Genomic DNA, 12,057 nt, shown 5'->3' with positions numbered 1-12,057 from the left:
AAATTAGAAAAAAATTACTCATTACAGTCAATTGATTGTTAAAACAAAAAATTAGAAAAAACTAAATTACAATTAAAATCTTTACTAAGCAGAAAAAAACAATTACTTAAATTAAAAATTAAAACTTATGAAAAAAACTTTGTTTTTAAGCGTATTGGCGTTAGGGAGTATGACGGCCTTCGCACAGAAGAGTGATGTAAACACAGAAAGAGCAGCTGTAGTGTCTGTTCAAGAAGAAGAGTTTACAGAAATTGAAAAGGATAAACTGCCAGTAGCTGTGGTTGAAGCCTTCGAGAAAACTTACGATGGAGCAACTATCAAAAAAGCGTATGTAAATGCAAAAGAAGAGTACAAAATCGAGGCTGTGGATAGCAACTCAGAAGGTTTTGTTACTTATTTTGACAAAGATGGAAATTTGTTGAAAAAAGATAATTAGGAGTTAGTAGTAGTATTTATATGCATTGTGAGAAAAGGACTTTCTGTTTGAAGAAAGTCCTTTTTTTGGTAAGAAAAACGCTCCTCTCGGAGCGTTTTTCAGTTTTTTATGAAAAAAGAATTCTATTAAAAGTATCACTTGGTCGCATTGCTGCAAATGTTTTCTGTTCATCAGGGAAGTAATAACCGTTTATAGTTATGGTTTTTCCTTGTACTTCGGCAAGTTCTGAAACGATACGTGTTTCATTCTCTTTTAATTGCTTAGCTATCAGGGTGAATTCTTTTGCCAAATCAGCATCTTTCGTTTGTGAAGCTAAAGCTTCTGCCCAATAAAGTGCTAAGTAAAAATGGCTTCCGCGATTGTCCAACTGACCTAATTTTCGTTGTGGAGATTTATCGTTTTCTAAAACTTTTTCAGTAGCTTCGCCAAGCGTATTGGCTAAAACGAGAGCTTTTTTGTTGTTAAAAGTGTTTGCTAAATGTTCGAGTGACACTTCCAAAGCTAAAAACTCTCCAAGTGAATCCCAACGCAAATAATTTTCTCCCAAAAATTGCTCAACGTGTTTTGGAGCAGAACCTCCGGCACCCGTTTCAAACAATCCGCCTCCGTTCATAAGTGGCACAATAGAAAGCATTTTAGCACTTGTACCCAGTTCCAAAATAGGAAATAAATCTGTTAGATAATCACGCAAGACATTTCCTGTAACTGAAATAGTGTCTTCGCCTTTTACCAAACGTTTTAGAGTGAAAAGTGTCGCTTCTTCCGGTGGAAGAATTTTGATTTCCAATCCGTTTGTGTCGTAATTAGCCAAATATTTTGTTACTTTTTTAATAAGTTCGGCATCGTGAGCACGTTTTTCATCTAACCAAAAAATAGCAGGTGTTTGTGTTGCTTTGGCTCTTGAAACAGCTAATTTAACCCAATCTTGAACAGGAGCGTCTTTTACTTGGCACATACGCCAAATGTCTCCAACTTCTACATTATGAGATAAATACACAGTTCCATCTTCTCCGATAACGTTTACTACGCCATTTTGTGGGATTTCAAAAGTTTTGTCGTGTGAGCCGTATTCTTCTGCTTTTTGAGCCATTAAACCAACATTCGGAACTGTTCCCATTGTGGTAGGATCAAAAGCTCCGTTTTCTTTGCAAAATTTGATAACTTCCTTATATACACCAGCATAGCTACTATCTGGAATTACAGCCAAAGTATCTTGTGTTTCTCCTTTTGCATTCCACATTTTTCCTGAGTTACGAATCATCGCAGGCATTGAGGCGTCAATGATTACATCACTCGGAACGTGCAAGTTAGTGATTCCTTTGTCAGAATTTACCATCGCCAAAGCGGGAGCATTTTCCAAAGCTGTTTCAATGTCTTTTTCTATTTTTTCTTTTTCCGAAGTCTCTAAATTAGCAATTTTTGCAAGGATATCTCCAAATCCGTTATTGGCATCTACTCCTATTTTTTTGAATGTATCAGCGTGTTTTTCAAAAACATCAGTAAAGAAAGTACGTACAGCGTGTCCGAAAATGATGGGGTCAGAAACCTTCATCATTGTGGCTTTCATATGAAGTGAGAACAAAACTCCTTTATCCTTAGCTAATTGCACTTGTTCTTTTAGGAATTCAAGCAAGGCTTTTTTGCTCATTACTGCCGCATCGATGATTTCGCCTTGTTGCAAAACGGTCTTTTCTTTCAGAACAATTTTTTCGCCCGAAGTTGTCGTTAATTCAATTTTAACATTATCAGGCTTCTCCATTATAACGGATTTCTCACTATGATAGAAATCTCCTTCCGACATTGTGGCGACTTGTGTTTGCGAATCTTTTGACCAAGCTCCCATACTGTGTGGATGTTTTTTAGCGTAATTTTTTACGGCTTTCGGAGCTCTTCGGTCTGAATTTCCTTCACGAAGTACGGGGTTTACAGCACTTCCTTTAACTTTGTCGTAACGAGCCTTGATGAGTTTTTCGGCTTCCGTTTTGGGTTCTTCGGGGTAATCAGGGAGGTCGTAACCTTTTGATTGTAATTCTTTTATGGCTGATACTAATTGAGGAACAGAAGCACTGATATTAGGAAGTTTAATGATATTGGCTTCAGGCTGAGTTGCTAATTTACCCAATTCGGTTAAGGCATCTTCCACCTGTTGTTCTTTCTTTAGAAAATCAGAAAAATTAGCCAAAATACGACCAGCTAATGAAATGTCTTTTAATTGAATATCAATTCCAGATGATTTTGTAAATCGCTGAATGATAGGCAACAAAGAGTGCGTTGCCAAAAAAGGAGCTTCATCTGTTTTCGTATAAATAATAGTTGCTTTTTTGGACATATTTATGTTATTTTTATTTCGTAAGAAACAAAAGTATGGAAAATAATTTGAATAAAGTAATCTTTCGAAACAAAAATCGAAAAATAAGATTCGTTTAAATCACTCGTGATACGGTTAATCCGTCGCGGATAGGCAAAAGTACAGTTTCTATACGTGAATCTTCTTTTAATTTTTGATTGTAGGCCAACAGAGCTTTGGTTTGTTTGTCGTTTGATTTGACTTCTTCTACCACTTTTCCGCTCCAAAGCACATTATCTGAGAGAATTATTCCACCAGAATTCATCTTTTCGATGACTAAATCGAAATAATTGGCATAATTTTGCTTGTCGGCATCGATGAAAACCAAATCAAAAGTCATTTCCAATTTAGGAATAATGTCAATTGCCTGTCCTAAATGTTGGATAATTTGTTCTCCTTTTCCGCTTCGGTCAAAAAATTCTCTTTGTAAATCCTGTAATTCTTCTTTTATATCGATTGTATGTAAAATTCCATCTTTTTGCAAACCTTCTGCCAAGCAAAGTGTGGCATATCCTGTATATGTTCCGATTTCCAAAATAGTTTTCGGCTGAATAATTTTTGATAGTAAACTTAATATACGTCCTTGAAAATGACCACTTAGCATTCGTGGTTGTAGCACGTTTAAATGTGTGCGACGAGATAATTCTTGCAGTAATTCGGGTTCGTTTTCAGAATGTTGTGTTGCGTAATTTTCTATTTTTTCAGGCAAAAAGTGCATTTTTTTGTGATTCTTTTTGAAATAAAGTTATTCTTTTGGCAAAGATATAAAACATTTTTCAGTCATTGATTCTCAAAGAAAATAATTTATTTGTTCTTTCTTTAAATCTTCGTTATTTTTGCAGAGATATTTTAAAAACAAAAGAAATGCAAAACGGAATTTATGCAAAATTTAAAACAACCAAAGGCGAAATTTTGGTTAGGCTAACGTATGATAAAACTCCCGGAACGGTAGGAAATTTTGTTGCATTAGCGGAAGGAAAACAAAAAAATAGTAGCAAGCCTCTTGGAGAGCCTTATTACAACGGATTAAAGTTTCATCGTATAATTTCTGATTTTATGATTCAGGGAGGTTGTCCGCTGGGTACAGGTACGGGAAATCCTGGTTATCAGTTTGATGATGAGTTTGTTTCGGATTTAAAACACAATAAACCAGGTGTTTTGTCTATGGCTAATGCTGGTCCTGGGACTAACGGAAGTCAATTCTTTATAACACACGTTCCAACGCCTTGGTTAGATGGGAAACATACAGTTTTTGGAGAAGTGATTGAAGGGCAAAATGTAGTAGATAGCATTGCTCAAGGAGATAAAATTGAGGAAGTTAATATAATTAGGGTAGGTGAGGAAGCTGAAAAATGGGATGCACTACAAGCTTTTCAAAATTTTAACGCTGAAAAAGAAAAACGTTTGGCTGAAGCTCGTAAAAAAGCAGAGCAAGCATTGGCTTCTGAAACTGAGGGGTTTGAGAAAACAGAAAGTGGATTGTTTTATAAGATAACCAGCAAAGGCAATGGAGTAAAAGCCGAAACAGGAAATGAGGTTGCAGTTCACTATACAGGAATGCTACTTGATAAAACAGTTTTTGATTCTTCTTACCGCCGAAACCAACCACTAAACTTTACCGTAGGTGTAGGGCAGGTGATTGAAGGTTGGGATGAAGGAATTTTATTGCTTTGTGAAGGAGATAAAGCTCGTTTTGTAATTCCATCCGATTTAGCTTACGGAAGCCGAGGTGCCGGAGGAATCATTCCGCCCAATGCTCCTCTTATTTTTGATGTTGAATTGGTTAAAGTTATTGATTAAACTTCTTTAAAAAATGGTTATAAAATAAAAAAGCTGACTTTCAAAAAAGTCAGCTTTTTTATTATCTGAGAAAATCTATTATTTTTCCAATCCGAAAACTACTCTGAAAACGTGTTTTACTTTTTTAGAGAAGTAAGAGAAATAAGATTCAGCTTTGTTTGTTGTTCCATCAAGGAAAACTACATCCGGATCGTATTTTCCGTTGCTATCTTCATTGTATTTCAAATCAGCAACTTTTTTTCCAGAGCTTATTACATCTACATTTACAAAATTGTTCATATCCTCAACAGAATAAACATCTTTGTTTAGAGCTTTAAGTCCAGCAATGTCAGCATTTACTTTAATCTCCAAATTTTCAAAATTTATTTTAAATTCCAAATCTTTGAAGTTGTCAAAAGCTACTGTTTTGAAATCTACATTGTCAGTAGAAATGTTAGAATTGTTGATTAAGTTTATAACTCCTTTTACAGTTGTTGTGCATCCATTAGGAGCTGTTGTGTTTGAAGTTAGGTTGTACACAAGACCTTTTTTCTCCAAATTGATAACTGTAGTGAAAGGATTGCCGTAAATTGCAATTTCAGCACTGTTTATAAGAGTAGGGATTAGCCCGTATTCAATTTTACGGATGTCAATCTCAATTATTTTCTTATTATCAACAGTTATTGTAGCTTTACCTTTTGTAGGTAAACTATTTTTTCCGATATTAATACTTGTGTAATCTTCAAGAACCAATGTAGCATTATTGGAAGCTGAGGTGTTGAATGCAGGAAAATTAAGAGTGACATTTCTGTTGTCAGTAACTCTATCCCACATTTTTGTGTTATTATTCCAATTGTAAGTTCCTAAAACAGCCTCATAACGGAAACTGCCAACTACGTATTGGCTTCTGAATTTGCTATCCAAAAATCCGTACCAAGTCTTGTCTTCTGTAGTTGCTGAAGTTAAAAAGAAATTGTCGTAGAAAAAATCAGAAAAACCGCTGTATTTCAGTTTTTTAAGACAATCGTAAAAATTCGCTATTGTAGTTTCAATAGATTGTTGTTCGGCACTGCGTGCAGTTATTTTTGAAGCATCTTGCTCTTGCACATTCTCGCTTTCGTTTTTTGAACAACCCACAAACAAGACTGCCCCTAATAAAGCAATCATCAGTTTTTTTGTTAAATTTTTCTGTTTCATTATAGTGCGTGTATGATAGTTATTGCGGGCAAATTTATTACTTTTTTTTGGTAATAAAAATATATTGCCTCTAAAAGATAAAATTTTAAGATTTTTAATTTATTAATTCGTTGTAAATCAGTTCTTTTGTGTTTTATTTTATTTTTCACCAATTCGGTAATTTTCGTCTTCTCCTTTTAATATTTGCAAATAACTTTTGTAACGTGACCACGCAATTTCATCTTTTTCTAAGGCTTCTTTTACGGCACAATCAGGTTCATCAATGTGTAGGCAATTATTAAATTTACATTCTGATTTTAAAGCGAAAAACTCCGGAAAAAAGTCTCCTAATTCTTCATTTTCGATTTCCACAATTCCAAAGCCTTTTATGCCGGGAGTGTCAATTATTCTTGCTCCGAAGTCAAGGTTAAACATTTCGGCAAAGGTTGTTGTGTGTTGTCCTTGTTGATGTTGTTCTGAAATTTCTTTGGTTTTTAGGTTTAAATTGGGTGCTATGGCGTTTATCAAAGTTGTTTTTCCAACACCGGAATGTCCGGATATGACACAAGTTTTATTTTTCATCAAATCAATTACTTTGTCAATATTTTTACCACTGATGGCTGAAATTCCTAAACATTCGTAACCGATTTTGCGATATATTGAAGCCAAATACTTTATTTCAATCAATTCTTCCTCGTTGTAGGAGTCAATTTTATTGAACAGAATAATCACCGGAATGTGATATGCTTCCGCAGTAACTAAAAAACGGTCAATAAAAGTGGTGAAAGTAGGTGGATTGTTAAGCGTAACGACCAAAAAAGCGACATCAACATTTGATGCTATAATATGTGTTTGTTTAGAAAGATTTACCGATTTGCGGATAATATAATTTTTTCGTTCGTGAATTTCTTGAATTACACCATTACCCGATTCTTCAAGTTCAAAACTTACAGAGTCACCAACAGCCACAGGATTCGTATTCTTGATTCCTTTGATGCGGAATTTCCCCTTTATGCGACATTGATAAAAAAGACCATCAGATGCCTTAACAATGTACCAACTTCCCGTAGATTTATAGACAACTCCGTTCATAATAACTCTTTAGTTTATTGATTGAAGAAGAAGTAATTCTTCAATGTACTGACGATTATTTGACAGCCTTGGTACCTTATTTTGTCCGCCAAGTTTGTCTTTGTTTTTCAGCCAATTATGAAATAAATTTTCGCGAGCGATATGCACCTTTGGTATGTTTAAAGTCATATTGTTGTAACGTTTTGCTTCATAATCGGAGTTTAGTTTTTTCAATTCTTCGTCCAAAATTTCGGTAAATTTTTCAATGTTGCTCGGTAACTTACTGAACTCAATAATCCATTCGTGTCCGCCTTTGAGTTTGTCCTGCATAAAAATAGGTGCTACCGTGTAGTCAATTATTTCACTTCCGGTTAATTTACAAGCTTTTTCCAGACCTTTTTCCGTATTTTCGATAATAAGTTCTTCCCCAAATACATTGATGAAATGTTTTGTTCGTCCTGTAATTTTAATACGATACGGAGAAACGGAAGTGAAGCGAACAGTATCACCAATCAAATAACGCCAAAGTCCTGCATTTGTGGTAATTACCATTGCATAGTTTTTATCGGGTTCAACTTCTGATAACGGAATGATTTTTTGCTGATTGGTTCCGAAAGTTTCCATCGGAATGAATTCATAGAAAATCCCGTAATCCAGCATCAAAAGCAACTCATCGGAATTATTTCTATCCTGAATACCAAAGAATCCCTCCGAAGCATTGTATATTTCGTAATATCTGAAACTATCCGAAGGAATGATTTTTCGATATTGCTCTTTGTACGGAACAAAACTAACTCCTCCGTGAAAATAAACCTCTAAATTTTTCCATATTTCCAGTAAATTTTCCTTTTTTGTTTCTTCCAAAATGCGATTTAGTAAAACCAGCATCCAGGAAGGAACTCCTGCCATACTCGTAACGTTTTCACTTCGGGCTTCCTTTACAATGGCTGCCAACTTGCTCTCCCATTCACTCATCAAAGAGACTTTATTGCTTGGAGTACAACTGAATTCTGCCCAGAAAGGTAAATTTTCTATCAAAATAGCTGATAAATCCCCGAAGAACGTTCCATTTTCTTCGTAAAGTTCTTTACTTCCTCCGAGTCTTAAGCTCTTTCCTTTGAATAAATTAGAGTTTTCGTTGTTATTCAAATACAAGCAAAGCATATCTTTTCCCGATTTATAATGACAATTCTGTAAAGCCTCATCACTAACGGGAATAAATTTACTTTTTGCGTTGGTGGTTCCACTACTTTTTGCAAACCATTTAATGGGAGTATTCCAAAAAATATTACGTTCTCCTTTTCTCGCCCTCTCAACAAACGGTTCAAATTCTTCATAGGTTGTCAAAGGAACATTTCTTGAAAATTGCTCGTAATTCTCAATCTCTGAAAAGCCGTATTTTTTTCCAATTTCAGTGTCTTTTGCAGAATTTAATAATTCCGATAAAACACGTTCCTGAGTTTGGTGCGGATTGTTTACAAATTGCTCAATTTGGTCGATACGCCTCTTTAAAAACCACGAAGTTATAGAATTAAATAGTGCTAATGGCATTTTTTTATTACTTTTGGAAAAAATTTATTGTCTGTAATTACAGATAACCACTTTTTATTAAAATCGGGTAAAGTTAAAAAAAAATTAAATATGTTTCAAGGCGTGTTACAAAAAATGCTCACAGAGATAGCTGAGCCTGTTCGTTACTATTTGCAGTTTCAGGACGATTTCTTGGTTGTTAATGAATTGATTAACAGAAAAATAAACTTATCGTTCTCTCATTTTCAATGTTTGAATTGTGGTAGCAATCAACCGATTTTCCGTCAAGGATTTTGTAAAAAATGTTTCTTTGAAATCCCCCAAACAGCCGATTGGATAATGCACCCAGAACTTAGCAAGGCACATTTAAACATTGAAGAACGCGATTTGAATTACGAAAAGCAAATGCAGTTGCAGCCTCATTACGTTTATTTGGCAAACTCAAGCAATGTAAAAGTAGGCGTAACCCGAAAATCACAAGTCCCCACACGATGGATAGATCAAGGGGCTCACGAAGCTCTGATTGTAGCCGAACTTCCCAATCGGTATTTGGCAGGAATCACGGAAGTAGCATTAAAACAGCATATTTCGGATAAAACCAATTGGCGAAAAATGCTTACTAATTCTGTAGAAGATGTTGATTTAAAGGAGATTAAAAAAGAATTGTCGCCTCTTATTCCGGAAGAAGCCAAACCCTACGTTTTAGAAAATACAGACGAAATTCAGATACATTTTCCTGTAAAAAAATATCCCACACAAGTAAAAACATTGAATCTGCTTAAAACTCCTACGTATGAAGGAATTTTGACGGGGATTAAAGGGCAATATCTTATTTTTGAGGACGATACAGTTTTTAACGTTCGCTCGAATGAAGGTTTGGCGGTACAATTAACCATTATCAATTAATTTTTTTCAAAGTTCAATGCAAAAAATAATCAATGTAGGATTAGCATCTTTCGGAATGAGCGGACAGCTGTTTCACGCTCCTTTCATTGCCAATAATCCCAATTTTAATTTGGCTGCTATTGTGGAACGTCATAAAAATGATTCTCGGGTAAAGTATCCTGAATCAAAACTATATCGTTCTTTTAGTGAACTACTTACTGATGATTCTATTGATTTAATCGTTGTAAATACGCCTGTACAAACTCATTTTGATTATACAAAAAAGTCATTAAATCTCGGTAAAAATGTTTTGGTGGAAAAACCATTCACAGTCAGTGCTTTGGAAGCCGAAGAACTTTATCAATTATCAAAGATAAATAATTGTTTTTTAAGTGTTTATCAGAACAGAAGATATGATGGAGATTTTCTGAAAGTAAAAGAAATTGTACAAAGTAACGTTTTAGGAAATTTAAAAGAAGTAGAAATTCGTTTTGACCGCTTTCGTACGGAAATTAGTGGGAAAGTCCACAAGGAAATGTCCGAAGGTTCAGGAGCTTTACACGATTTGGGAGCTCATTTGATTGACCAAGCACTGCAATTGTTCGGAATGCCAAAATCAATTTTTGCCGATTTGGGCTTTTTTCGGGAGAAAACACAAACCAACGATTATTTTGAGTTGATTTTGTTCTATGAAAATGAACTTCGGGTGCGGCTAAAATCTTCAACAATGGCAAAGGAAAAACAATGGGAATATATCTTGCACGGAGATAAAGGAAGTTTTTTGCAGCAGAGATTTGATGCTCAGGAAAATGAACTTTCAAAAGGAGTTGAACCGACAAAAGGGAAATGGCTTCCCGAAATAAATCTCCCTAACGGAATTTTACATACACTTGAGTTTCGAAAGGAGACAATAGCTCAAAACGGAAATTATATGAATTTTTATGACGATTTGTATGAATCAATTATCTACGGAAAGCCAAATCCTGTACCAATTGAACAAGTGATAGATCTGATGAGAATTATTGATAAATCTTTTGAAAGTTTTAAAATTGGAAACAAAGTTTGTTTTTGATTTTCAGTGAATTAATGTGATTTCGTTTTTCTATTTTGAAAAAACTTCATAAAAAGAATTGAATTTTGAAAAAAAAACTATATATTAGCAACGTTTAAAACATTTCTAATAAACTATAACACTATGTCGGAAACAGTAAAACTAACATTTGAAGGAAAAGAATATGAGTTCCCTATCGTTGTGGGAACTGAAAATGAAAAGGGGGTAGATATTGACAAACTTCGTGCTTTAACAGGCTTAATTACTTTAGATTCAGGTTATAAGAATACGGGGGCTTGTAAAAGTTCCATCACATTTTTAGACGGAGAAAAAGGGATTTTACGATACAGAGGTTACAACATTGAAGAATTAGCCGAAAAAGCCCATTTTTTAGAAGTAGCTTACTTGCTGGTTTTCGGTGAATTACCCACTAAAGCCGAATATGATAAATTCATCAAAACCATTCACAAATATACATTGGTTCACGAAGAAATGAAAAGTATTTTGGACGGATTTCCTAAAACGGCTCATCCTATGGGAATCTTGGCTTCGCTTACCAGTGCCCTTACTGCCTTCAATCCGAAATCGGTGGATGTTTCCTGTGAAAAAGATGTGTATGAATCTGTTTGTAAGGTAATTGCGAAAATTCCGGTGCTTTCCTCTTGGGTGTATCGTAAGCGTGAGGGGCTTCCGCTTAATTATTACAACAATGAATTGGGATACATTGAAAATATTTTGCAAATGACTTTCTCAATTCCTACCGAGAAATACAAAATGAATCCGAAAGTGGTGAGTGCACTTAACAAACTACTTATTTTACACGGCGACCACGAGCAAAACTGCTCTACATCAACGGTTCGTTTGGTGGGGTCATCGCACGCAGGTCTGTTTGCAACGATTTCTTCGGGGGTTTCGGCACTTTGGGGGCCGCTTCACGGTGGTGCAAATCAGGCAGTTGTAGAGATGTTAGAGGAAATCAAAGCCGACGGAGGCGATGTGGAAAAATACATCAACAAAGCAAAAGATAAAGACGATCCATTCCGGCTTATGGGCTTCGGGCATCGTGTGTACAAGAATTTTGACCCGCGTGCCAAAATTATCAAGCAAGCTGCCGACGAAGTTTTACATTCATTAGGCATTGACGACCCAATATTCGACATTGCTAAGCATTTAGAGAAGGTAGCTTTGGAAGATGAGTACTTTAAATCAAGAAATTTGTATCCGAATGTTGATTTTTATTCGGGAATTATCTATCGTGCGTTAGGAATGCACGTAGAAATGTTCACCGTTTTGTTTGCTATTGGGCGTTTACCGGGCTGGATTGCACAATGGAAAGAAATGCGTCAAGGGAATGAACCTATCGGAAGACCAAGACAGATTTATGTTGGGCAAACTGAACGAAAATTTGTCGATATTAACAAAAGATAGTTGCAATTTCTTCAATAAAAGCCTCGTTTTGTTCGGGGCTTTTTTCTTTTTAAATAAAAAAATAAAGCTATCGGAAAGAAAATAGAACTAATACGTCAAAAATAGGAGCTTACCTGATATAATAATCAAAGAATTTTAATAAAAAAGTATCGTAAAGCAAAAAATAAGATGCAAACTAAGTAAAATAAGAATCAAACTAAACAAAAAAATATATAAACTAAATAAAACAAGGTTTAAACTCAATAAAATAATATTATAAAATTAAAAAATAAGATATGTGCTACATAAAAAATGTAGTGAAAACTAAAAATAAATAAAGAATAATAAAAAACAACACACATAATCTAAAAAATA

The 12,057-nt window shown here is 34.8% G+C and carries 10 protein-coding genes; 5 read left to right on the top strand and 5 right to left on the bottom strand.

All coding sequences use genetic code 11. The annotated features are described in order from the left end of the window. Positions 1–127: 127 nt before the first annotated feature. Complete coding sequence (locus tag GN105_RS02320; RefSeq protein WP_155283834.1) at positions 128–436, top strand: hypothetical protein; 309 nt, start codon at positions 128–130, stop codon at positions 434–436. 106 nt (positions 437–542) lie between these two features. On the opposite strand, the gene GN105_RS02315 is transcribed toward GN105_RS02320, so the two are convergent. Both GN105_RS02315 and GN105_RS02310 read right to left on the bottom strand, forming a co-directional pair. Next, positions 543–2,765, bottom strand: a complete 2,223-nt coding sequence (locus GN105_RS02315; protein WP_155283833.1) for an NADP-dependent isocitrate dehydrogenase — start codon at positions 2,763–2,765, stop codon at positions 543–545. A gap of 94 nt (positions 2,766–2,859) precedes the next feature. Beyond that, complete coding sequence (locus GN105_RS02310) at positions 2,860–3,501, bottom strand: O-methyltransferase (protein WP_155283832.1); 642 nt, start codon at positions 3,499–3,501, stop codon at positions 2,860–2,862. A gap of 146 nt (positions 3,502–3,647) precedes the next feature. Here GN105_RS02310 and GN105_RS02305 point away from each other — a divergent pair, with 146 nt between their 5' ends. Then, on the top strand, positions 3,648–4,583 hold the full coding sequence (locus GN105_RS02305; protein WP_155283831.1) for a peptidylprolyl isomerase: 936 nt from the start codon (positions 3,648–3,650) through the stop codon (positions 4,581–4,583). A 78-nt stretch (positions 4,584–4,661) separates the two neighbouring features. Here GN105_RS02305 and GN105_RS02300 read toward each other — a convergent pair whose 3' ends face one another. The 3 genes from GN105_RS02300 to GN105_RS02290 all read right to left on the bottom strand — a co-directional run bounded on the left by GN105_RS02300 (position 4,662) and on the right by GN105_RS02290 (position 8,360). Continuing rightward, positions 4,662–5,729: a hypothetical protein gene (locus GN105_RS02300; RefSeq protein WP_155283830.1), complete on the bottom strand. Its 1,068-nt coding sequence runs from the start codon at positions 5,727–5,729 to the stop codon at positions 4,662–4,664. Between the two features lie 168 nt (positions 5,730–5,897). Next, positions 5,898–6,830 (bottom strand): ribosome small subunit-dependent GTPase A, encoded by a 933-nt coding sequence (gene rsgA / locus GN105_RS02295; RefSeq protein ID WP_155283829.1) that lies wholly within the window; start codon positions 6,828–6,830, stop codon positions 5,898–5,900. A gap of 9 nt (positions 6,831–6,839) precedes the next feature. After that, a complete protein-coding gene (locus GN105_RS02290; RefSeq protein ID WP_155283828.1) occupies positions 6,840–8,360 on the bottom strand; it encodes a GH3 auxin-responsive promoter family protein in 1,521 nt (506 codons plus the stop codon). Positions 8,361–8,450: 90 nt separating this feature from the next. Between GN105_RS02290 and GN105_RS02285 the strand changes: the two genes are divergently transcribed. From GN105_RS02285 to GN105_RS02275, 3 genes are all read left to right on the top strand, one after another. Then, positions 8,451–9,245: a DUF2797 domain-containing protein gene (locus GN105_RS02285; protein ID WP_155283827.1), complete on the top strand. Its 795-nt coding sequence runs from the start codon at positions 8,451–8,453 to the stop codon at positions 9,243–9,245. A 16-nt stretch (positions 9,246–9,261) separates the two neighbouring features. Then, positions 9,262–10,296, top strand: coding sequence for a Gfo/Idh/MocA family oxidoreductase (locus tag GN105_RS02280; RefSeq protein ID WP_155283826.1), 1,035 nt, complete (start codon positions 9,262–9,264; stop codon positions 10,294–10,296). Between the two features lie 123 nt (positions 10,297–10,419). Next, positions 10,420–11,703 carry a citrate synthase gene (locus GN105_RS02275; RefSeq protein ID WP_155283825.1) on the top strand — a complete coding sequence of 428 codons (1,284 nt, stop codon included), beginning with the start codon at positions 10,420–10,422 and terminating at the stop codon, positions 11,701–11,703. Positions 11,704–12,057 lie beyond the last annotated feature (354 nt).

This window comes from Capnocytophaga felis, from assembly GCF_009684755.1.
In the GTDB taxonomy this organism is placed as follows: Bacteria; Bacteroidota; Bacteroidia; order Flavobacteriales; family Flavobacteriaceae; genus Capnocytophaga; species Capnocytophaga felis.
Note: the sequence above shows the minus strand (reverse complement) of the source record. Positions and strands in the feature narration are given on the sequence as shown.